General features: G+C 57.5%; 17 protein-coding genes and 4 tRNA genes. 9 read left to right on the plus strand and 12 right to left on the minus strand.

Annotated features, from left to right (window positions below; translation table 11 throughout):
- Positions 1–6 precede the first annotated feature (6 nt).
- The 3 genes from ACN0XM_RS06715 to ACN0XM_RS06725 are packed head-to-tail and all read right to left on the minus strand — an operon-like array spanning position 7 to position 3,178.
- On the minus strand, positions 7–2,223 hold the full coding sequence (locus tag ACN0XM_RS06715; RefSeq protein WP_417566158.1) for a PepSY domain-containing protein: 2,217 nt from the start codon (positions 2,221–2,223) through the stop codon (positions 7–9).
- A 22-nt stretch (positions 2,224–2,245) separates the two neighbouring features.
- Positions 2,246–2,716 carry a DUF2271 domain-containing protein gene (locus ACN0XM_RS06720; RefSeq protein ID WP_417566159.1) on the minus strand — a complete coding sequence of 157 codons (471 nt, stop codon included), beginning with the start codon at positions 2,714–2,716 and terminating at the stop codon, positions 2,246–2,248.
- A 60-nt stretch (positions 2,717–2,776) separates the two neighbouring features.
- The gene (locus tag ACN0XM_RS06725) at positions 2,777–3,178 is read right to left on the minus strand and encodes a PepSY domain-containing protein (protein WP_417566160.1); all 402 of its coding nucleotides are present in this window, start codon (positions 3,176–3,178) and stop codon (positions 2,777–2,779) included.
- 203 nt (positions 3,179–3,381) lie between these two features.
- Here ACN0XM_RS06725 and ACN0XM_RS06730 point away from each other — a divergent pair, with 203 nt between their 5' ends.
- Together ACN0XM_RS06730 and ACN0XM_RS06735 are read left to right on the plus strand one after the other, a co-directional pair.
- Positions 3,382–4,047, plus strand: coding sequence for a response regulator (locus tag ACN0XM_RS06730; RefSeq protein WP_417566161.1), 666 nt, complete (start codon positions 3,382–3,384; stop codon positions 4,045–4,047).
- Positions 4,037–5,365, plus strand: a complete 1,329-nt coding sequence (locus ACN0XM_RS06735) for an ATP-binding protein (protein WP_417566162.1) — start codon at positions 4,037–4,039, stop codon at positions 5,363–5,365. The genes ACN0XM_RS06730 and ACN0XM_RS06735 overlap by 11 nt, the downstream gene beginning before the upstream one ends.
- A gap of 75 nt (positions 5,366–5,440) precedes the next feature.
- Here the strand turns inward: ACN0XM_RS06735 and ACN0XM_RS06740 are convergent.
- Both ACN0XM_RS06740 and ACN0XM_RS06745 read right to left on the minus strand, forming a co-directional pair.
- Positions 5,441–5,517 (minus strand) — tRNA-Met (locus tag ACN0XM_RS06740).
- 99 nt (positions 5,518–5,616) lie between these two features.
- Positions 5,617–6,954, minus strand: coding sequence for an acetyl-CoA C-acetyltransferase (locus tag ACN0XM_RS06745; RefSeq protein ID WP_417566163.1), 1,338 nt, complete (start codon positions 6,952–6,954; stop codon positions 5,617–5,619).
- 410 nt (positions 6,955–7,364) lie between these two features.
- On the opposite strand from ACN0XM_RS06745, the gene ACN0XM_RS06750 reads away from it, so the two are divergent.
- Positions 7,365–8,771: a 3-oxoacyl-ACP reductase gene (locus ACN0XM_RS06750; RefSeq protein WP_417566164.1), complete on the plus strand. Its 1,407-nt coding sequence runs from the start codon at positions 7,365–7,367 to the stop codon at positions 8,769–8,771.
- 41 nt (positions 8,772–8,812) lie between these two features.
- Here the strand turns inward: ACN0XM_RS06750 and ACN0XM_RS06755 are convergent.
- From ACN0XM_RS06755 to ACN0XM_RS06780, 6 genes are all read right to left on the minus strand, one after another.
- A tRNA-Val gene (locus tag ACN0XM_RS06755) sits at positions 8,813–8,888 on the minus strand.
- A gap of 8 nt (positions 8,889–8,896) precedes the next feature.
- Positions 8,897–8,973: transfer RNA gene (locus tag ACN0XM_RS06760), tRNA-Asp, on the minus strand.
- Between the two features lie 67 nt (positions 8,974–9,040).
- Positions 9,041–9,116, minus strand: a tRNA-Val gene (locus tag ACN0XM_RS06765).
- Positions 9,117–9,309: 193 nt separating this feature from the next.
- Entirely contained in the window at positions 9,310–9,525 is a 216-nt protein-coding gene (locus tag ACN0XM_RS06770) for a hypothetical protein (RefSeq protein ID WP_417566165.1), read from the minus strand.
- Positions 9,526–9,615: 90 nt separating this feature from the next.
- Positions 9,616–10,488: a DUF2846 domain-containing protein gene (locus tag ACN0XM_RS06775; RefSeq protein WP_417566166.1), complete on the minus strand. Its 873-nt coding sequence runs from the start codon at positions 10,486–10,488 to the stop codon at positions 9,616–9,618.
- 139 nt (positions 10,489–10,627) lie between these two features.
- A complete protein-coding gene (locus ACN0XM_RS06780) occupies positions 10,628–11,611 on the minus strand; it encodes a hypothetical protein (protein WP_417566167.1) in 984 nt (327 codons plus the stop codon).
- A 181-nt stretch (positions 11,612–11,792) separates the two neighbouring features.
- On the opposite strand from ACN0XM_RS06780, the gene purE reads away from it, so the two are divergent.
- The 6 genes from purE (at position 11,793) to ACN0XM_RS06810 (ending at position 19,387) form a co-directional block, all read left to right on the plus strand.
- Positions 11,793–12,284 carry a 5-(carboxyamino)imidazole ribonucleotide mutase gene (gene purE / locus ACN0XM_RS06785; protein WP_417566168.1) on the plus strand — a complete coding sequence of 164 codons (492 nt, stop codon included), beginning with the start codon at positions 11,793–11,795 and terminating at the stop codon, positions 12,282–12,284.
- 446 nt (positions 12,285–12,730) lie between these two features.
- The gene (locus ACN0XM_RS06790; protein WP_417566169.1) at positions 12,731–13,849 is read left to right on the plus strand and encodes a 5-(carboxyamino)imidazole ribonucleotide synthase; all 1,119 of its coding nucleotides are present in this window, start codon (positions 12,731–12,733) and stop codon (positions 13,847–13,849) included.
- Between the two features lie 71 nt (positions 13,850–13,920).
- A complete protein-coding gene (gene sodB / locus ACN0XM_RS06795; RefSeq protein ID WP_417566170.1) occupies positions 13,921–14,499 on the plus strand; it encodes a superoxide dismutase [Fe] in 579 nt (192 codons plus the stop codon).
- 328 nt (positions 14,500–14,827) lie between these two features.
- Positions 14,828–16,825 carry a putative bifunctional diguanylate cyclase/phosphodiesterase gene (locus tag ACN0XM_RS06800; RefSeq protein WP_417566171.1) on the plus strand — a complete coding sequence of 666 codons (1,998 nt, stop codon included), beginning with the start codon at positions 14,828–14,830 and terminating at the stop codon, positions 16,823–16,825.
- A 31-nt stretch (positions 16,826–16,856) separates the two neighbouring features.
- Positions 16,857–17,444, plus strand: coding sequence for a LemA family protein (locus ACN0XM_RS06805; protein ID WP_417566172.1), 588 nt, complete (start codon positions 16,857–16,859; stop codon positions 17,442–17,444).
- An 11-nt stretch (positions 17,445–17,455) separates the two neighbouring features.
- Positions 17,456–19,387, plus strand: a complete 1,932-nt coding sequence (locus ACN0XM_RS06810; protein ID WP_417566173.1) for a M48 family metallopeptidase — start codon at positions 17,456–17,458, stop codon at positions 19,385–19,387.
- Between the two features lie 5 nt (positions 19,388–19,392).
- On the opposite strand, the gene gspD is transcribed toward ACN0XM_RS06810, so the two are convergent.
- A complete protein-coding gene (gspD, locus tag ACN0XM_RS06815; RefSeq protein WP_417566174.1) occupies positions 19,393–21,348 on the minus strand; it encodes a type II secretion system secretin GspD in 1,956 nt (651 codons plus the stop codon).
- Between the last annotated feature and the right edge of the window lie 29 nt (positions 21,349–21,377).

The raw sequence follows: 21,377 nt of genomic DNA on the forward strand, positions 1-21,377 counted from the left end.
TTCCATTCAGTAGACATCCTCCAGATACCGCCCCTGGGCTCTGAGTGCTTCAACATCAATTGCCAGGGGCTTGAGAATGTCTTCAATGACCTGCCTTACCCCCGCTGCCATATCCCGGCCACCACAGACCAGAATCTGCGCCCCTGCATTAACCATCTGGCGCACAGCCCTCTGATCCTGCCTGAGCTTATCCTGAACATAAGCGCGTTCGTCAGATCGTGAAAACGCCGTATTCAGCCCCGTCAGCCGATGGTCGTCGAGGTAGAGCCCGAGCTCGGGTTGATACAGAAAATCCGATTGCGAACTGCGCCCGCCCCAGTACAGGTACATGGGGTTACGTTCGGTATTTTTCCGGATGAAACCGGTCAATGGGCCAATCCCGGCACCGGCTCCGATCAGAATCACAGGGCTGCCGCCAGTAGCTGGGCGGAAACCCGGATTATGGCGGATAAAGCCATCAATACGATCACCTGGTCTTAGCTCGTGCAAATACCCGGAGCAAAGACCGCCATCCTGTTTGCGGACGCACACCTCCAGAACCCCGTCGGTAGAAGAAGACGCCAGAGAATAGAATCGCGCGGCCTGCCCCTGCGGAGGCATTACACCAAGCAGATCGCCCGCTTCGAATGAGGGCAGAGCTTTGGTTCGGATGAGAAACTTCAGCCGCCCACCCTGATGCGCCTCCTTGAAACGGAGGATACTAGTCGGTGCCTGTACCGCCAGACCGTAATCCGCCCGTTCCACGAGCTCCAGCTTTACCGTGGGAGGCAGCACCGGATTGTAGGTAAGAGAAAACGGAGTTCCGATCAGCTCGCTAATCCTCCTTCCCCACTCGCTGAATTGCGCAGGGCAACACCGGTCAATCAGTTCAGCGTTGTGCAAACGGCTGAGTCCTTTGCTGGCGAGCGCCGCATCCACCTCCACTGCAAACTGACAGAAGTTTGGAAACTGCCTGTCACCAAAGCCCAGCACAGCGTATTTCAGAGTCTTCTCACCCCTGAAATCACGGAGCCTCGCCATAAAGCGCCGAGCGGACGCCGGCGCATCGCCGGCCCCATAGGTCGAGGTCAGCACAAAAAGCATGGAGGCCTGGGGATAATGGTCAACCATTGCATTCATCTCAGCACAATGCACCCGAAAGCCTGCGGTGTTCAGGCTGGCTTGGAGAGCGCGGGCAAATCCCCAGGTGGCATTACCTTCGGAGCCAACGAGAATAACGGTATCCGCCTGAGAGGCATCGGCATTGTCCAGACACTTCCCTGGCGAGCGTCGTCTCTGCCACCAGATTGTCACCCCCGTCACCGAAAGCACCGGTACTGTCAGCGCCGCAACTCCGAGAATCAGGCCGAGCCACCACAGGCCCTCGCCGGTATGCAAACTGACGATCCACTGCTGGAATAGGCTACCTTCAGAGCGGGGCTGGTACTTCAGAAGCTCACCCGTCGCCTGATCAACAAATCCGGAACCACCGAGGGTTGTCAGGGAATAGACATCCTGGGGGTCATCAGGATAGGGAAACACCAGTTCCCGTAATTCCCTGAGATCAACATTCGAGAGGGCGCTCAGCGTGGCCACCGGTGCTGGTTGCCCCCCAGAAACCTCAGCAGGAAACATTGGCCCGATTTCGGCCGGTTCGGGCAACAGGCCAAAACGCTGGGCCGACAGGTAACTGCCGGTCAATGCTGAGAGCAGTAAGCCCAGAACGGCAAACCGGGCCAGTTCGGAGTGAATCCGTTTGCCACCGGAACCGGCGAACGGCCGTAATAAAGCCTTCCAGCCGCCGGTCCTGCGGACCAGCAGCAGGATCCCTGAGAGGCACAGCAGTGCCATGAAGGCGGCCATCACCCCGGCCAACATCCGGCCGGCGTTATCCATCAGAAACGAGCGATGCAGATCCTTGATCCAGGTGAAAAACGGCGATGGCTCATAGGGCGCAATGCCCTCGCCGGTTAAGGGGTTGACCAGGTCCGCCCCGGGCTGGCCGTCACGGTTGTAATACACGATCACGCCACCGGAGGGGCCCCGCACAATCTGTTCGGTTCCCGGGTAATGGGCCACCACCCGTCCTGCGAGTTCTGCCACGCTTACCTCGCCAGAAGCCGGGATCACTACTGCAGCCCTGTCCATCGCCGGCGCCAGGGCCAGGACCGCCCCGGTGATAGCGAGCGTCATCAGGAACAACGCCGCCAGCAGCCCGGTTAAACCGTGCAATTGTCGTAACATTGCCTTAGCTCCTGCCAGTCCGTTAAAAGTCGTAGCGGAATGAGGCAACATAACCACGCCCGGCGACCGGTTTGCCGGCACCCTCGCTGGTCAGCGGTACGGCGACATCCGCCCGATTGTCCCGCATATCTTCGACGGCGGTGTCGACACGGACTTCGTGGCCACTGTCGATCAAGGCGTCATCCAGGTTAAGGGTGATTTTCAGGGTTCGACCGCTGGTTATACTGGCGCCGGTCAGGCCATCATACTCAGCCGGATTAAGCCTGCTGCCGCGAGCCCAACCACTCAGGTGCTTGTAGTATTTGGATTTTTTACCCGCAACCCAGAGGGTCCCCTGGTAGTTCCCGGCAGCATCCGTGAGGTAAAGCGCCAGGTAGGCGCCATCGCCGCCATAGTTGAGCAATTCGGTCGTGAAGGTCACTTCACGAGCCTGTGCAAGAGCCGGCAACGCAACGGCAATAACCAGGCCCAGAGCAAAAACAATCTTTTTCATACAATCTCTCCGGTAGAAACCTAAAGCGCGTAAGAAGAGTAAACAGAAAGAACAGTCCGGTTATTCAACCGTTACAGTGGGGCGACCCTTGACGATGCCATTGCTTGGAGCCGGCGCCTGGCCATTGCCCTGAGCACCCTCCCGCATCTGGTTGCCGTAGCCCCGATCGTCGTTGTCATCATCGTCGTCATCGTCTTCTTCCCGTTCCATTTCCATCAGCTTCAGGGAGGCCGGTGCAAAAGACGCCTCCGCCCGATAGCCCTCCGGCGCCAGGCCTTTTACCTCATAACAACCGTCATCCACCTTGATGCGGTATACCTTCCAGCCTTCGCTTTCCAGTTTCTGGCGGAGGTTTTCCCGGGGCTGCCAATTGGCCACCGGATCATCACAATCGTCGTCGGCCAGTAGCGGAGTTCCCACCACCAACAAAGCGAGGCTCAGAATCACGGGTTTGGTCTTCATGAAATGTCTCCTGTTGAATCCACACCAAACACTCTATGCCGGTAACCTGACACTGGCCTGAACGCGCCCGGCCCTGATCGGCGAAACTGAAACGCCTTTCCATGGAATCGCAACGGAAGGGAAAACAACCATGACCATGCCATTCAGGCTGTTGTCAGATAATGGCTGTAGTATCTTTCCTGGATAACCGGACAGGGTGAACTATGCGGGTACTACTGGTTGAGGATACGGCCGGACTGGGCGAGGCAGTGCGGGATCAAATCACAGATGACGGCCACGCGGTGGACTGGGTGCAAACCCTGGCCTTTGCCGAAGGCAGCGTTCAGACCACAGACTACGATCTGATCCTGCTCGACCTGATGCTGCCGGACGGGCATGGCTTTGGCTTTTTGAGGAAGCTTAGGGCAAGCGCAAACACGACACCCGTGATCATCCTTACCGCCAGGGATCAGGTATCTGACCGGATTGAAGGACTGAACGCCGGCGCCGACGACTACCTGGTGAAGCCCTTCGATCTTTCCGAGCTGTCAGCCCGTGTCGCCGCCGTAGCCCGTCGTTACCGCGGCAACCCAAGTCCGCTGATTCGCGTGGGTGAGCTGGAGGTGGATCTCGGTGATCACCGCATCAGTCGCAACGGTCAGCCAGTGGAGCTTACTGCCAGGGAGTGGGCACTGTTCGAAGGCTTTATCCAACGCCCCGGAATGCTATTATCGCGATCGCAGCTGGAGGATCGCCTTTACGCCTTCGGGGCAGAAATCGAAAGCAACACTATCGAGGTTTATGTCAGCCGTTTGCGTAAAAAACTGGGGCGCGAAGCCATCATAACCGTCCGGGGCATGGGCTATCGCCTGGAAACACATGACCAGTAGAACCAGCTTACAAAAAAGCCTGGGCATCGGCCTCACACTCGGCATCACCGTTCTCTGGCTGTTAGGCGTTACAGCATCAGGACTCGTGGCACAGCACGAAATGAATGAGGTCTTCGACAGCGCCCTGGAAGAAACGGCCCAACGCATCCTGCCGTTGGCCGTCACCGACATCCTGAGCCGGGAAAATGGCACCGGGAATCAAACCGCCCCTGCCATGAAAGCTCATGACGAGTACCTCACTTACCTGGTCCGGGACCAAGAAGGTAACCGCCTGCTCCAGTCCCACGATGCCGACCCCCGAGTGTTTGGCACGTTGCCCCGGGAAGGGTTTTCAAACACGGCGACACATCGGATATACGGCGCATCTGCCGTCAGTGACACCATCTACATTGAGGTGGCCGAACCTTTAGCTCACCGACGCGAAGCGGCACTCGAGGCGGGTCTGGCGTTGCTGTTGCCCCTGATTTTCCTGGTTCCGATCAGCCTGCTGGGTGTCTGGTGGATTGTCCGGTTTTCTCTGCGAAAAGTGGTCGAATTCCAGCAGTCGATAGAATCCCGGGGTGCTGGAGATCTCTCCCCCGTTGCGGAAGATCGGCTACCAAAAGAATTCGAGCCGATCGCCGTTGCCGTTAACCGGTTGCTGGAACGATTGCACCGCGCCCTTGACGCAGAACGGAGTTTTACCGCGAACAGCGCCCATGAACTGCGGACACCCCTTGCAACCGCGCTCGCCAAAGTGCAGCGACTGAAAACCCAGGTACAGAGTCATCAGCTCAAGAATAATGTTGCCGAGATTGAGGACGCACTGCACAGTCTGTCGATGCTGTCCGGGAAACTGCTCGAATTGGCGAAAGCCGAAGGCGGGGGCGCCATATCACAGGATCAGCACAATCTTGTGCCAATACTGGCGATGATCGTTGCTGATTTTGAAGGCCAGGTACCGGGCCGGATTATCCTGAACCTGCCCGAGCGAGAGGTGAACTCTTTCCTTGATCCCGACGCCTTCGCGATCCTGGTGCGCAACCTGATTGAGAATGCCCTCAAGCACGGCTCCGACAATCAGCCTGTGGAGGTCTGCATGACAGACGATGGGACGCTGAGGGTATGCAATGGCGGCGACATCGTGCCACCGGGTCAGCTCGCCCTGATACGGAGCCGGTTTGCCCGCTCAAAAACGGACGCGACCGGATCCGGCCTGGGCCTGGCCATTGCGGATGCGATTGCCACGGGTGCTGGTATTGCATTGCACCTGCGGTCGCCGGCAACAGGACGACAGGACGGTTTTGAAGCGGAGCTTAATGTACGCTCCACCACATGAAACACAGAAGCAGATGACGTAATTAGCGCCTTCCAAAACGAATAAGGCCCGCGATTGCGGGCCTTATTTCAATAGTGGTAGCGGGGGCTGGATTCGAACCAACGACCTCCGGGTTATGAGCCCGACGAGCTACCAGACTGCTCTACCCCGCATCAAACTGGTTGTTTTTCAGGGATCTCCTGATCAACGTGGCGCGCATGATAAGGGGTGTGGCCGACACTGTCAAAGGAAAGTTCCGGTTTTTCGAAAGCTTACCTCTCCAGAATTGCGGTTACCCCCTGCCCGCCAGCCGCGCAGATGGAAATCAGGCCGCGGCCACTGCCTTTTTCCTCCAACAGCTTGGCCAATGTCGCCACAATGCGTCCGCCGGTGGCTGCAAACGGGTGCCCGGTGGCCAGGCTGCTGCCGTTCACATTGAGCTTGTCCCGGTCAATGCTGCCAAGAGGCTTGTCCAGTCCCAGACGCTCCTTGCAGAAGACAGGATCCTCCCAGGCTTTCAGGGTACACAGTACCTGCGCTGCGAAGGCTTCATGAATTTCATAGAAATCGAAGTCCTGAAGCGTCAGCTCCGCTTTTGCAAGCATCCGGGGCACGGCATAGGCCGGGGCCATCAACAGCCCCTCTTTCTTGTCCACGAAATCCACAGCCGCGACTTCAGAGAACGTCAGCCAGGCCTTCACCTCGTAGTTATTCTCCTTCGCCCATTCCTCACTGGCCAGAAGCACGCAGGAAGCACCGTCCGTCAACGCGGTACTGTTGGCCGCTGTCATGGTGCCGTGCTCCCGATCAAACACCGGCTTGAGTGTTGCCAGCTTCTCCAGGGTCGTGTCCGGCCGCAGAAGGTTATCCTTCTCCAACCCTGCCAACGGCGTCAGCAGATCCGTGAAGAAGCCCGCCTCATAGGCCTTGGCCAGCTTCTGATGACTCTCCCAGGCCAGCCAGTCCTGATCCTCCCGGGGAATGTCCCACTCCTTGGCCGTCACCTGGGCGTGCTCACCCATGGACATCCCGGTGCGGGGCTCGCCGTTCTCCGGCACCTCTGGTTTCAAGTGCCCCGGCCGGAACCGCCCCAGAATCTTCAACCGCTCGCCGGTGGTCTTGGCCCGGTTCAGATCCAGCAGGATCTGCCGAAGGCCTTCACCCACACCAATTGGCGCGTCAGACGTAGTGTCCGCACCACCGGCAATACCACAGTCAATCTGCCCCAGGGCGATCTTATTGGCCACCAGAATAGCCGCCTCCAACCCCGTGCCGCAGGCCTGCTGAATATCATAAGCCGGCGTCTCCGGCGCCAGCCCACAACTCAGTACCGACTCCCTGGTCAAATTAAAATCCCTGGAATGCTTGATAACCGCCCCCGCGGCCACCTCACCCAAACGCTTGCCCTGGAGACTGTACCTATCCACCAGTCCGCGAAGCGCGGACGTGAGCAATTCCTGATTACTGATCTTGCTGTAAGCGGTGTTGGATTTGGCAAACGGAATCCGGTTTCCGCCGATCACTGCGACTCGGCGGATACCCGCCGGAGCACTTACGGGCTGTTTGGAAGTTGACGCTTTCTTTTGATGAGTTTTCGGTGCCTGTGCCATGATGAATACATTCCTTTTTTGAGAAAGTTACGATGTCCGAAGGGGCATTGGGGGCTGGCTTCCCAAAACCGTGCGGAGCCATGGGTGAAGCGCAAAGCGCTTCACGGGCAAGCCATGGACGGCTTGCCCAGGACCTTTAGCGCGACGCAGGAGCAATAAGCGCTAAAGGGCGGAGCCGAGCGTACAGGGACGTATTCACAGCGTGTTTTGGGAAGCCAGCCCCCAATGCTCCCTGCACCCAATCCAGCAATCCGTGAACGAAAGACAGTGTAGCGACACCTCGGTGCGCCTCATTGGCACCCCTGACAACAGCGTACAGGCATTGAGTCAATCCAAAAACTGTCCGATTCTTTACCCTGTAGGACGATTCGCATCCAGAAAACCGATTGCAACCACAAGGAAGCCCCCCAATGTCTGACCTTTATCTAAAAATAGTAAACACCCCCGCAGGTAAAACCGCCGCACAAACCCTTGGTCTGCCGGCACCAGTGCCCCTCAAACGACTAAAGCGCACCGACCAGCCATTTATCGAAGGCGACGTGCTCATCGGCGCCGCCAGCGGAGGAAAAGCCATTGCCGCACTGGGCAGCATACTCAGTGCCAGCGCCGCCAATCTTCACCATGCCAGCAGCAACGACCGCCTGAAAGAATCGGCCAAAGCCGGCAACAAGGCTCAGCCGCTGGAGCTGGATTCTGAAATCAACCAGAAATTCTCGGCGCTGGTCTTCGATGCCACCGGCCTTAAAAGCCCGAGCGACCTACGGGCACTGTACGACTTCTTCCATCCCACCATCAAAAAACTGGACAGCAACGCCCGCGTTCTAATTATCGGCCAGAATCCCAGCAGCTGCCGCAAGGCACCTCAGGCCGCCGCACAGCAGGCCCTTGAGGGCTTTGTCCGCAGTGTCGGTAAGGAAATCGGCAAGAAAGGTTCCACTGCCAACCTGCTGTGGATGGTGTCCGGGGCCGATAAGCAGCTGGATTCCAGTGTGCGCTTTTTCCTGTCTCCCCGCTCGGCTTATGTATCCGGGCAAGTCGTTAAAATCGGCAAGAGCGAGGCGGCACCAGCAACCAACCCCGTTTCACCGCTGACCGGCAAAGTGGCACTGGTCACTGGAGCGTCCCGGGGCATCGGCGCCGCCATTGCCCAAACCCTCGCCCGGGATGGCGCCACCGTAGTCGGGCTGGACATCCCACCAGCCATGGAGGAGCTGGAAAAGGTCACCGGAGCTATCAACGGCAAGGCTCTCGCCTGCGACATCACCGATGACAAAGCCCCGAAGCTGATCGGCGATTTCCTGGAAGAGCATTTTGGGGGCGTTGATCTGGTCATCCACAATGCCGGCATCACCCGCGATAAGACTCTCGGCAATATGCCAGAACACTTCTGGGACATGACCATCGCAGTGAATCTGACCGCAGAGGAACTGATTGATGAGGAATTGATGCAGCGGGAGCTGCTGAAAGAGAACGGGCGTATTGTCTGCATCTCGTCCATCAGCGGCATTGCCGGCAATTTCGGGCAGACCAATTACTCCACCGCCAAGTCCGGAGTCATCGGTTACGTGGAAGCCATGGCCCGGCAGGTAAAAAACGGCATCACCATCAACGCTGTCGCACCCGGGTTTATCGAAACCCAGATGACTGCCGCCATGCCCATCACCGTGCGTGAGGTCGGTCGCCGCATGAACAGCCTGTCACAGGGTGGGCAACCGGTCGATGTTGCCGAAACCATCGCCTGGTATTGCAATCCCGCATCCAATGGCGTGAACGGCAATGTGGTTCGGGTTTGCGGGCAATCTCTGATAGGCAAATAAAAAAAGGGCCGATCCTTGCGGATCGGCCCTTTTTGGAATTCTGGTGGGTGGTACTGGGATCGAACCAGTGACCCTCGCCTTGTAAGGGCGATGCTCTCCCAGCTGAGCTAACCACCCGGGAAAAATGGCGGAGCGGACGGGACTCGAACCCGCGACCCCCGGCGTGACAGGCCGGTATTCTAACCAACTGAACTACCGCTCCGCATCAATTCTGGCCGTTAGGCCTGAATCTGAAACCGGATGGGGTGATCCGGTGATGCTATTGAAAGTGGTGGGTGGTACTGGGATCGAACCAGTGACCCTCGCCTTGTAAGGGCGATGCTCTCCCAGCTGAGCTAACCACCCACTTTCAAGCCTTTCTCTAAAACTCTGAAAAGGCTTTTAAACCTTTCAAAGGTGCTCACTTGCCGGCCAGCAATGCTGTCTCAATCAAGTGAGAGGCGCATTTTAAGCATTTGGCTGGCGGTGTCAAATATTTTCAGGAAATTTTCCAGGAAAACCTGCAAGCCTCTAAAAAGCGGATGATTTTCAAGCAATCTTACTTCTTTCTGGCGGCCCTGCCAGCGGTTTGGACGCCCCTCATCTTCGGACCATTCTGGCCGGCCTGCTGCGCTTTTTCCCGCAGAGACAGTTCACTCACACGACCGCGCCGGTCTTCCGGAACCGCACGGTTGGCCAAAGAGCAATTCAGATCGTCGAGACTTTTCTGCAGATCACCCCAACGTTCCAGCAGCTGCGGAACAACATCATCCATCAGTTTTTCCAGCCGGTTTCGCAAAGAATCCTTGAGCGACATTGTTTTCAATTCCCATGCAGTTTCAACTGCAAACAGTGTAGTCAGCCCTCAGAAAATCCACCAGCCGCCGCCGGATTCCGCCTCCTCACGTCGTTCACGTTCCAGCTCCAGTTGCGCATATTCCTCTTCCAGGTTCTCGATCTTGCGATCCGCTTCCAAAGGAACTGTGGGGCCGCCGCCAAAGGGCCAGAACCATGAGGCGGATTCGTACTTGCCCTCTTCCTTAAGACGCTCGATTTCAAGCTCACGCTCTTCTTCAAGTAGCACCAGCCGACGCTCATAATCCATATCCTCATTAACTTCGACAATGGACGTCGCTGCATGATTTGGTGCCAATAGATCGCTGTTCAGAAAACGGGTTGAGACAATCTCCTCGGCCTGCATCGCGTATTCACGAGTCACCAGCTGAAGATCGCCCTGCGCCAGCGGGTGGTCGGGATCCAGGTCCGGGTGCCGCTGCCCGGGCTCCGAGAGTTCGTTATACCGCAGATAATAGATCTGGCCCGGCTCAACCTGCAGTGTAGCGTCAGCAATCAAGCTCAGACTGAAGGAATTCATCCCCTCCAGGCCCAGCAGTGGTCGGCGCATGGCAATATGGCGCTCACCAGGGCTGACCTCCAGCCAGGTAAAACTGTCATTGCGGATATTAAAATAGTGCGTGTCATCGATGTAGACGCTGGGGGCCTCAATCTCATCAGCCGCCCACTGGGAATGAGTCCGGTAGAAATACAGCACCGCATTCCGGCGGTCCCAGCTGTCGTTAGCAATGTGTACAAAGTCGTGGCCGGACACTGGATGCAGGAACGAACCAACACTCTTTCCTATGGACTGGTAAACCGTACAACCCGACATCGCCAGCATCAGAGACAACACAGCCAGCGGCCGGAGAACAGACAGAACAGAGGGCACTCGGGTTTTCATTGTTGTTAACTCTTCATCCTGATTGCGAGTTGCCTGATCATAACAACTGCAAAACGGCAGAAATGAGAGCTACCGCATGGGATGACTACAAACCGTTACAAAACCCGAAATGCCACCTCTAATTAATCGGAAATCCTGACTACTGCCGGCTCACCTGAGTGCGTAGCTGGTTGACCTCCTCGGATAGCCGAACCAGACGGGAAGTCAGCTGCGAACGGGATGCGTCAATGGATTCCACCGTCCGTTTCAGGCTTGCAAGCTCATTCCGAAGGGCCTGCACCCGGCCGTCGTCGGAAATCTCCGCTGTCTCCCGCTCCAGAGCCGCAATCCGCCCTTCCATTCCGCTGATCCCCAGCTTTTGCTCCTGCTCAAACCGCCGGATACGACTCTCGATCACCTGATCCACATCTGCAAGTTGCTGGCTGAGCTTCGTAAGCTGTGCCGTCGCCTGCCGGTTTGCATCCTGCAGGGCTGTTACTGACGTCTCCGTCTGTTGCTTCAGGGAAGCAACGTCTGCCGAAAACGACGTCCGGACCTTCTCAACTGAAGCCTCAAGCCCGCCAATCGCCTGTTTGCTCTCAGCCAGGCCAGACTCCACCGCAGCGATCCGCTCCTGATGCTCATCCAGGCGCTTCTTGTTGCGCTCATTGGCAATGGCCCAGAGCTTCCGGATCTCACTGTCCGCCGTATCCAGCTGCTTCTTCTGCGCAGCAATCTGATCCGCCAGCGATGCCCCACGCTCCTGAAGATTCTCCCCGGTCTCAGAAAGATCCCCTTCAAACCGTGCCAACGCCAGCTTACTCTGCCGAGCCCAGTAATCCGCCTCCTCCAGCTGGCTTTCCAGAACCTGAACCCGCTGATTCTGCGAATACCAGCCAGCACCGGCGGCCACCGCCACCGCAATCACCAGCAACCAGAGCATCGCCAGACTCCCGCGGCCACCACCGCTGCCGCTGCCACCCTTGTTGCCTTTATCCCCGCCAGCTGACCTCTCACGCCGCGGCGGCTCCCCCTTCCCGGCGGAAGATGGCCCAGGCCTCTTCTCTGCCGCCGCCTTGGGCTCGGCACTACCAATCGGTCGCTGGGCTCTCAGCTCATCATCATCTGGACGGATGGGTTCCATTACAGCTCCTGACTATGGACGGTTAAAACAATAAGGAACGATAATACCTGTACTTATAAGCAGGATGAAATAACAGCGCATCATAGGAATCCCAACCGCGCCTTACACTATGGCTTTGTTGCATGGTAAGTAGCCAAAACATACAATGGCCGGCTTTCCAATTATCATAGGACAGTTGCATATGCAGCCGCTTGTAGGACTCATCATGGGCTCCAAATCCGACTGGCCCACCATGGAACACGCCGCCACCATGCTCGACAAACTTGGCGTGCCCTACGAAACCAAAGTCGTCTCGGCCCATCGCACCCCGGATCTGCTGTTTGACTATGCCAAAACCGCCTCAGAGCGCGGCCTGAAAGTCATCATCGCCGGTGCCGGCGGCGCAGCGCACCTGCCAGGCATGGTTGCTTCACAAACCGCCCTGCCAGTTCTGGGCGTGCCCGTACAGTCCAAAGCCCTGAATGGCCTGGATTCCCTGCTGTCCATCGTCCAGATGCCCGGCGGTATCGCCGTTGGCACCCTGGCCATCGGCAAAGCCGGGGCCACCAACGCTGGCCTGCTGGCAGCACAGATTATCGGCACATCCGACGACAACGTCCGGAAAGCCGTGGAAGAATTTCGCTCTACTCAAACACAGTCGATACTGGACAATCCTGATCCCAAGGATCAGTAATCAAACTTGGGAGCATGAGCCTTCGGGTGTGGCCCTTCCAAAACACGCTACGAGCACATCCATGTGCGCTTGTTTCGGGCCGTCCATGGCCCTCAACAGTTTTGGAAGGGCCACACCCGAAGGCTCCTCAGCTTTTGGTGATTCATCATCAATGGCACCATGGTCAGTCAAATATTGCTACGCATTGACTCCAAGGCCTGCTGAGCGGGCTGGGAACCACTTTCCAAAACTGTGCGGAGCCATGGATGGCGGAGCCCAAGCGCCACATGGGTGGGGCCGAGCGCTTATGAAGCGAAGCTTCATGCGACAGCCGCACGACTGCAATCTACCATTGCAGGCCGGACCCCGGAGGGGTGCCGCAAGGAGCGTGTTTTGGAAAGTGGTTCCCAACCCGCTCACACTCCAAAAGTCAGACGCTAATCGCCAAACAAGGCAGGAGAACACAAATGAGAATTGGTGTACTGGGCGCCGGCCAACTGGGAAGAATGCTGGCACTGGCCGGATATCCCCTGGCCAAGACCTTTGTTTTCTATGACATGTCCGGCAGCCCCAGCGCTGGCCTTGGAGAAGTCATCATTGACCGCGATGGCGAATACCTGGATGACTTCCTCTCCCGCGTTGACCGCGTCACTTACGAATTTGAACACCTGCCGGTAGATGTTGCAGAGAAAATTGCCGCCCACAAACCCGTACACCCATGCCCCCGGGCCCTGCAGGTCTGCCAGAACCGCGAAGCGGAGAAAACCCTGTTTGGCCAGTTGGGCATCCCGACACCCAAGTGGAAAATCGCCGACAGCGCCGCCTCACTGAAAGCCGCTGCAGAAGAGCTTGGCTGCCCGGTGGTGGCAAAGTCCAACACCGAAGGCTATGACGGCAAGGGCCAGGCAGTGCTGCAAAGCCCGGAAGATGCCGGGGCGGCTTGGGACTCCATCGGCCATCCGCGCCTGATCGTGGAAAAGTTTGTCGATTTCCACCGGGAAGTATCGATTATCGCGGTCAGAGCCGAAGACGGTGACTTGGCTTTCTACCCCATGGCGGAGAATACCCACCATGAAGGCATCCTGCGCTACTCGATTGCGCCGGCACCAAAGCTTGAGAAACATGTCCAGGAAGACGCAGAACGTTACATCAAGGCACTACTGAACGAATTGGATTACGTCGGCGTATTAACCCTCGAGCTGTTCGAGACTGCCGAAGGTCTTGTTGCCAACGAGATGGCGCCCAGGGTCCACAACTCCGGGCACTGGACCATTGAAGGCGCCATGACCAGCCAGTTCGAGAATCATATCCGAGCGATTGGCGGACACGCTCTGGGCAACGTGGCGCCGCGAGGCGTAAGCTGCATGATCAATATCATCGGCGAACATGGCGACATTGAGCGCATCCTCGAACTCCCTTACGCGCACGTTCACCTCTACAATAAAGGCGAACGGCCGGGCCGGAAGCTGGGCCATGTGAATATTCTTGCCGAGAGCTACGAAGAGCTGGTCTGGCGGGTTAAGAACTGCGCGCAGTTCCTGCCCGGTTGCCCGGAGTTTAATAGTTCTTTAACGACAAAGGGTTGATCTGACTCAAATCGACCTTATATTGGGTTGACGTACATCCACATAAACAGAGAGACAGGGAGAACGACCTCATGGCATTTGAACTTCCCGCACTGCCTTATGAAAAAAACGCACTGGAACCGCACATCTCTCAGGAAACCCTTGAGTACCATTACGGCAAACACCACAACACTTACGTAACCAAGCTGAACGGCCTGGTAGAAGGTACCGATAACGCCAACAAGTCTCTTGAGGACATCATCAAGAGCGCCAGCGGCCCGCTGTTCAACAATGCCGCTCAGGTCTGGAACCACACTTTCTACTGGCACTGCCTCAGCCCGAACGGTGGCGGTGAGCCGACTGGCACTGCCAAGGAAGCCATTGAGAAAGCCTTCGGCTCCTTCGAAGACTTCAAGAAAGAGTTCAACGACAAAGCAGCCAACAACTTCGGCTCCGGCTGGACCTGGCTGGTGAAGAAGGCTGACGGCAGCGTTGCGATTGCCAACACCAGCAACGCGGAAACTCCGCTGACCGGCGCTGACAAGCCGGTGCTGACCGTCGACGTGTGGGAGCACGCGTACTACATCGATTACCGCAACTCCCGCCCGAACTACCTGGAAGCTTTCTGGAACCTGGTCAACTGGGATTTCGTGAACGAAAACCTGGCCTGATCAGAGCCAGTCTTCCGAGTGCAGCCGTAAAAAGCTGCCGCCCAAGAACGCCCGCCCTGCGCGGGCGTTCTTGCATCTGTCACACAGAAACAATTACAAATTGATACAACCGCACCCTGAAATCTTTGGGAAAATCACCGATACTCAATGAACTTTCGTTAACTCTGAACCATACTTAAAAATAATTCTCAGGGTGAGACTTAAAGCGCACCACCCCTTATGCGACGCTTTCGTCCTGAAGAAACCGGATTAAAAACGGGCCTGAATGCAAAACTCTTTCGAGGTTGAACATCGCCTGGGCTACCGAATCTTACGATGGATTCTTGCCATGGCCCTTGTCAGCGGCATCATTGTCAGCTCTGTGCAGGTGATCTTGGACGCCCGTCGCGTGTCCGAGGGGTTGGACACTGACGCCAGGCAGACCATTGCCATGGTGAAAGACGCCGCTACCCAGGCCGTATTCAGCATTGATGCCGAGCTGGCCCAGCAGGTAGTCGACGGCCTGTTTGCCAAGGAAGCCATTCACATGGCCCGCATTGTTCATCCGGAAGGCGAACCGCTGGGCAATCGCAGCCGGCCCCTTAACGAGACCGCCTTCAGACCCGTGACCGATCCGATCTTTGGCGCTGAGCGGCTGTTCCGCGAGCCGCTGGCAAGAGAAAGAAGCCCGGAGACAATTTACGGATACCTGGAAGTTCACTACGACACCGAACCGGCGGCAGGCACCTGGCTGGACCGGGCTGCAGTCACCTTTGCCTCAGGGATAGCCACCGCCCTCATCCTGGGCTTGGTGCTGTTTTATGTGTTCCACCTACTGCTCACTCGGCCACTACTGAGAATTGTCCGCTCCGTGAAGCAGGTTGACCCTGCCCACCCGGACGATCGTCTGGTGACCATTCCCTCCGGCCACGAAAGCAATGAACTCGGCCTCTGGGTAAACGCCACCAACAACCTCCTGGTTGGCATTGGCGATAGCCAGAAACGTCACCGAGATGCTGAAGACAGGGTCAGCCGCCTGTCTCGCTACGATCAGCTGACCGGCCTGCCCAGCCGCGATACGTTCATGGAATTGCTGGTTCGGGACATTGATGAAGCCGCCAAACGGAACACGGTGCTGTCCCTGATTGTCTGCGGCATTGACGATTTCAAATCCGTGAATGAGCAATGCGGTTTCCGCACTGGTGACCTCATTCTGCAAACAGTGGCGGACCGGCTTACCAGCAAACTGGATAATGCCCGCTTTACCATTGCCCGCTTGGGCAGTGACCAGTTCGTGGTTGTTGAGAAAGGCCTCCGGGACGGATTCCAGGCCGCCGATACCGCCGAACGTATTCTTGACTGCGTCAGCAGTCCGATGATGGTTGACGACCAGAACGTCGCCATGACGGCAACCATGGGCGTGGCACTGTTCCCCTCCGACACCGACCAGGCCGACCGGCTGCTTCAGAGTGCCGAACAGACCATGACCCTGGCCAAGCAAAACGGCCACAATCACTTCCAGTTCTACGTAGCCAGTATTGACCAGGAAATCCGGGACAGGAAACAGCTGGAAAAAGATCTCTCCCAGGCGCTGTCCAATCATCAGTTCTACCTGGTCTACCAGCCTCAGATCAACCTGGAGAGCAAACGGGTGATTGGTGCCGAGGCTCTGCTGAGGTGGGAGCACCCTGTTCGTGGCCTGGTACCACCAGACTTTTTCATTCCCGTGGCCGAATCCAACGGCTCCATCGTCGAGATCGGCCAATGGGTACTGGATCAGGCATGCTGGCAGGCAGCCCGATGGGCTTCCGATGGTTCTCCGCTCCGGATCGCCGTGAACCTCTCTGCGGTTCAATTACGCCAGGCAACCATCGTTGACGACATCCTCGATACCCTGAAGCGCCACAAGATCCCCGCCGGCCGATTGGAACTCGAAGTGACCGAAACCAGCTTCATGACCAATCTTTCAGACGCCGTGGCCAAGCTTCACCGCCTGAACAGGGCGGGCATCAGCATTGCGGTGGACGATTTCGGCACCGGGTATTCTTCCCTCACGTATTTAAAGCAAATGCCAGTTAAACATCTGAAAATCGACAAGCAGTTCATTCACGACCTGCTGGTGAACGAGGAAGATACCCGAATTGCCAACACCATCATCGATCTGGGCAAGAGTCTGAACCTCTCCGTGGTTGCAGAGGGGGTGGAAACCGCAGAGCAGGAGTACTACCTCACCCAGCGCGGATGCCAACTGGCACAGGGTTACTACTTCAGCAAACCACTACTACCGAAAGATTTTGAGACTTTTGTAAAAGGTTTCCACGAACAAATTGTGGAAAATAACGCCTGATTCATTACCCATTACCCACCGAGGAGTTGCCATGGGAACTACCGTCATTGGCCTGATCGTTATTGTTGTCGCCGTAATCTTTCTGGTTTTTATCTATAACCGCCTGGTATCCCTGCGTAATCAGTTCAAAAACGGCTTTGCCCAGATTGATGTGCAGCTGCAGCGTCGCCACGACCTGATTCCAAACCTGGTTGAGGCTGCCAAAGCCTACCTCACCCACGAAAAGAGCACCCTTACCCAGGTCATGGAAGCCCGCAACAATGCGGTCAGTGCCCAGAAAGATGCGGCGACAGATCCCGGTGACGGCACCAAGATCCAGCGGCTCGGCAGTGCGGAAAATCTCCTGACCAAGGCCCTCGCCAACTTCTATGCCGTTGCAGAGAACTATCCGGAGCTGAAAGCCAACGAGACCATCCAGCAACTGATGGAAGAGCTGTCCAGCACCGAGAACCGGGTCGCGTTCGCCCGCCAGGCTTACAACGATGCGGTAATGAGCTACAACATTTTCCGGGAGCAGTTCCCCAACAACATCATTGCCGGCATGTTTGCGTTCAAGGAAACGGCCCAACTGGAACTGGATTCCCCGGAAGCCCGCCAGGCCCCGAAAGTCGCCTTCTGAGGCCCTGAGGCATGGCTCATCCCGGTTTCTTTCAGCGCCAGGCCCATGCCCGGCGCAACACCAGCCTTCTGGTGCTCCTGTTCCTGACAGCGGTCGCCTTTATCACCCTGGCGGTTTGCCTCGTGGGGTATTTTGTGACCCGCAGTGAATCGTCCAGCCTCGCCTTTCACCACTGGCTGCTTTCCAATCACGGGCTGTTAACCGGCGCAACGGTCGTACTGCTGATTGGCTTGGGATCCCTGCTGCGCTGGATCGATCTGGCCGGCGGCGGCAGCCGGGTTGCCAAAATGGTGGGCGCCCAACCGATAGACCCGGACACCCGCGACAGCGACGAGCGCAAACTGCGCAATATTGTTGAAGAAATGGCCATTGCCAGCGGTGTTCCGGTGCCGGAACTCTACGTGATGAATCAGGAAACCGGTATTAACGCCTTTGTGGCCGGCTATACAGCCAACGAAGCGGTGATGGTGGTCACCCACGGTGCCATTACCCAGCTGTCACGGGACGAGCTCCAGGGCGTCGTCGCCCACGAGTTCAGCCACATATTTAACGGCGACATGCGACTGAACGTTCGACTGATTTCCCTGCTTGCCGGCATTCTGATGATCGGCCAGATTGGTGGTTTCCTGCTCCGGGCATCGTTTTACCGGGGCCATCGGGTAGGACGATCCCGGGACGGTCGGGCACAGGCCGCCATGGGCATTATCGGCCTGGCACTGTTTGTGATTGGCTACGTCGGTGTTTTCTTCGGCCGGCTTATTCAGGCAGCCGTCTCGCGCCAACGGGAAATGCTGGCAGATGCCTCATCGGTTCAGTTCACCCGCAACCCCGAGGGGATTGCCGGCGCGCTGTTCAAGATAGGCCTGAAGGGTGGCTACCTGGACACCACCAGCCACGCCAGTGATATGAACCATATGTGTTTTGGCGAAAGCGCCCGAATGAAATTTGCGTCCCTGCTGGCATCCCACCCCCCCATCGATGAGCGCATTAACGCGATTCAGCCCGGCATGCTGGCCAGGCTGCGCAGTCGGCTCCGAGATACCGAGCCGGGGGTGGATCTTTATCGGGGGTCGGGCGCGGCACCTGTGGCCGGAACATCGGGATTTACAGGCGCAGGTCCGACAGCCAAACCTGCCCGCAAGTTTTCAGACCAGGTCGGTACCATCAGCCAGCAGAGTGAGGATTTTGCCCTCCGCTTCCTGAGCCAACTCCCGGCCACCTTCCGGAATCTCCTTTACACCCGCGCCGGTGCGGTTCAGCTTTGCTACGCCATGCTGATCAGTGAACTCTCCCGGGACCAGCAGATGCAGAGGCTCGCCCTGCTGCCCCCTCACCCGGTACTGGGCAGCCAGCCAGACCTGCTCGGAAAACTGCTGCCTGCCCTGAAGACCATTGGCGAGGGTGTCCGGTTTCCAGCCCTGGAACTGGCCATGCCCGCCCTTCGCAAGCTGGATCCGGAAGAACGGGAAATTCTGATTACCAGCGTCCAGAAACTGGTGGCGGCGGATAACCGGGTCAGTCTGTTCGAGCTGGCGTTGACCAGCTTCCTGTCTCGCCACCTCGGTGCCGAGGCAGACAGAGTGGTTCCGGTTCGCTATAAAAGCTACAAACCGGTACTGCCGGCCCTGCAAAGGCTTCTGAGCCTATTGGCTCGCGCAGGCTCCAGCTCCCAGCCAGACGCAGAAGCACTTTACCGGGAAGCCATGGCGGGCTTTGCGAATGCCCGGAATGGAACCCAGCCGGTCCTGGAGAAGGTCACCATGCGCCAGCTACGGGAAGCCCTGACCGCACTGAATGGCCTGTCCCCGTTACTGAAGCCGGCGGTGATCGATGCCTGCGGGCACTGCATCACCCACGATGGCAAAGTTGATACCCGGGAATACGAGCTAATGCGGCTTGTGGCGGACCAGATGGATTGTCCCATGCCGCCACTGATGGTGTAAGCGGCCTACTGCGTCCGCTGGCTCCTGCCAGAATCGAAGAGCTCGTCGAGGGGCGGCTGTGAGACATTCTGGGGCAGCCCGAGCTTTTTCCGCACATCAAGGTCAACCTCCCACAGGGCCCGGTACTTGATCTCCGTGGCCGCCACTGTGTCCGCCTTGCCCAGCATAATTGTGGGCTTCAGGAATACCAGCAGGTTGCGCTTGATCCGGCTGGTGTTTTCGGATGAGAACAGACGCCCCAGATAGGGAATATCCCCGAGCAGCGGCACCTTGCTCTTGGTGACATTGGTATCTTCACGAATCAGCCCGCCGAGCACGATGGTCTCGCCGTCATCGGCCAGCACCGTGGTCTTGATCTCACGCTTGTTGGTGACAATGTCGGAGGCATTTTCAATACTGGCTGCAACGCTCTCGGTGGTCTGCTCCACCACCAGCCGCACCAGACCATCGGCGCTGATGGTCGGCGTGACCTTCAGGGTCAGCCCCACATCCCGACGCTCAATGGTGGTAAACGGATTGCTCAGACCATCGCCTGTGACCGCTGTCTGGCCCGTGCGAAATGGCACGTTCTGGCCCACGGTAATCTCCGATTCCTGGTTATCGAGCGTTATGATGCTCGGCGTGGACAACAGGTTGGCCGCCGTGGATGTGGACAGGGCCTGCAACAGCACCCCCCAGCTTACGCCATTTTTGTTGCGCTCACCGGCGCCGATGGTGATCCCGCCCACGGCCGGGGCGATGGGGGTATCAGACAGGATGGCCGTCAGCACATCCTCCAGGCTTCGACCGACATTGCCGAAACTGGTGCCAAGCACCGGCGTGGAACCGCCCGACTCGTCGCCGGCCGCCAGCTGCACACCCAGGTCCCGGCCCATTTCATCACTGATTTCGACAATAGCCGCTTCAATCATAACCTGAGCCCGACGCACATCCAGGGCCGCTACAATCTGCTCCGCTTCCTGCATCAATGATGGTTCGCCGCGAACCACCAGGGCGTTCAGGCCCTCATCGGCAAATACCGTAAAGGAATTACCGGGAGAGCCGCCGCCCGCTGCGGAACCTGCCGAACCGGCACCTTCCTTCGCCACTTCACCCATCACGCCTTTGAGAATCTCCGTCAGATTCTTGGCGTCGGCATGTTTCAAACGGAGAACCTTGGTGGTGCCGCCAGTAGCAGAGGGCTGGTCAAGCTGCCGAATTAACCCCCGCATCTTGTCGCGAAAGGTTTCGTCGCCTCGGAGAATCAGCCGATTGGAGCGCTCATCCGCGGTAACACTATACTTGCGGGCAGCATTATCACCGCCGGCGCGGCCCAGCTCGTCCGGCGCCAGTTCCTGGAGCAGCGTGACCATGTCCCCTACCCAGGCTTCCTCGAGCTGGATGACCTCAACCTCATATTTTGATGGGCTGTCCAGCTCCCGGACAATCTGTTCAATGCGCGCAATATTCGAGGAATGATCGCTGATGATCAGAGCATTCGCGGCAGCGACACCAGCCAGATGCCCGTACTTCGCAACCAGCGGCCGAAGAATCGGCACCAGCTCCAGGGCGTTGGCATTATCAATCTGAATAACCCGGGTAATAAGCTGTTCCGAGGGCGTTTCCTCAAAGCGGGTCAGGATTTCGGCGGACTGCTTGGCATCCACCTGCTGTACCACCTTGATCACCTCCTCGCCGGGAATGGCGGTGAAGCCGTGCACATTCAGGACCGCCAGAAACAAGTCGTAAATCTCATCCTTGTTCATGGGAGCGCTGGAGAGCACCGTAACCTTGCCTTTTACCCTCGGATCCACCACAAAGCTGTAGCCGGTAATGTCCGCCACCTGGGTGACAAACGCGCGGATATCCGCGTCCTTCAGGTTCAGCCGCCAGGTTTCTTCCTGCCCGTGCGCCAATGACATCATTGGCAGCAAAATGAGCAGAGCAATGGCCCGTAACAGATTAGTCTTATGGTTATACATCTGGCGATTTCTTCCTGTTTCGGTGAACC

This window comes from Marinobacter sp. (genome assembly GCF_048269445.1).
In the GTDB taxonomy this organism is placed as follows: Bacteria; Pseudomonadota; Gammaproteobacteria; order Pseudomonadales; family Oleiphilaceae; genus Marinobacter.

Coding starts and splice junctions, on each gene's coding strand:
- ACN0XM_RS06715 (WP_417566158.1), bottom strand. CDS start 2,223: ATGTTACGACAATTGCACGGTTTAACCGGGCTGCTGGCGGCGTTGTTC.
- ACN0XM_RS06720 (WP_417566159.1), bottom strand. CDS start 2,716: ATGAAAAAGATTGTTTTTGCTCTGGGCCTGGTTATTGCCGTTGCGTTG.
- ACN0XM_RS06725 (WP_417566160.1), bottom strand. CDS start 3,178: ATGAAGACCAAACCCGTGATTCTGAGCCTCGCTTTGTTGGTGGTGGGA.
- ACN0XM_RS06730 (WP_417566161.1), top strand. CDS start 3,382: ATGCGGGTACTACTGGTTGAGGATACGGCCGGACTGGGCGAGGCAGTG.
- ACN0XM_RS06735 (WP_417566162.1), top strand. CDS start 4,037: ATGACCAGTAGAACCAGCTTACAAAAAAGCCTGGGCATCGGCCTCACA.
- ACN0XM_RS06745 (WP_417566163.1), bottom strand. CDS start 6,954: ATGGCACAGGCACCGAAAACTCATCAAAAGAAAGCGTCAACTTCCAAA.
- ACN0XM_RS06750 (WP_417566164.1), top strand. CDS start 7,365: ATGTCTGACCTTTATCTAAAAATAGTAAACACCCCCGCAGGTAAAACC.
- ACN0XM_RS06770 (WP_417566165.1), bottom strand. CDS start 9,525: ATGGATGATGTTGTTCCGCAGCTGCTGGAACGTTGGGGTGATCTGCAG.
- ACN0XM_RS06775 (WP_417566166.1), bottom strand. CDS start 10,488: ATGAAAACCCGAGTGCCCTCTGTTCTGTCTGTTCTCCGGCCGCTGGCT.
- ACN0XM_RS06780 (WP_417566167.1), bottom strand. CDS start 11,611: ATGGAACCCATCCGTCCAGATGATGATGAGCTGAGAGCCCAGCGACCG.
- purE (WP_417566168.1), top strand. CDS start 11,793: ATGCAGCCGCTTGTAGGACTCATCATGGGCTCCAAATCCGACTGGCCC.
- ACN0XM_RS06790 (WP_417566169.1), top strand. CDS start 12,731: ATGAGAATTGGTGTACTGGGCGCCGGCCAACTGGGAAGAATGCTGGCA.
- sodB (WP_417566170.1), top strand. CDS start 13,921: ATGGCATTTGAACTTCCCGCACTGCCTTATGAAAAAAACGCACTGGAA.
- ACN0XM_RS06800 (WP_417566171.1), top strand. CDS start 14,828: ATGGCCCTTGTCAGCGGCATCATTGTCAGCTCTGTGCAGGTGATCTTG.
- ACN0XM_RS06805 (WP_417566172.1), top strand. CDS start 16,857: ATGGGAACTACCGTCATTGGCCTGATCGTTATTGTTGTCGCCGTAATC.
- ACN0XM_RS06810 (WP_417566173.1), top strand. CDS start 17,456: ATGGCTCATCCCGGTTTCTTTCAGCGCCAGGCCCATGCCCGGCGCAAC.
- gspD (WP_417566174.1), bottom strand. CDS start 21,348: ATGTATAACCATAAGACTAATCTGTTACGGGCCATTGCTCTGCTCATT.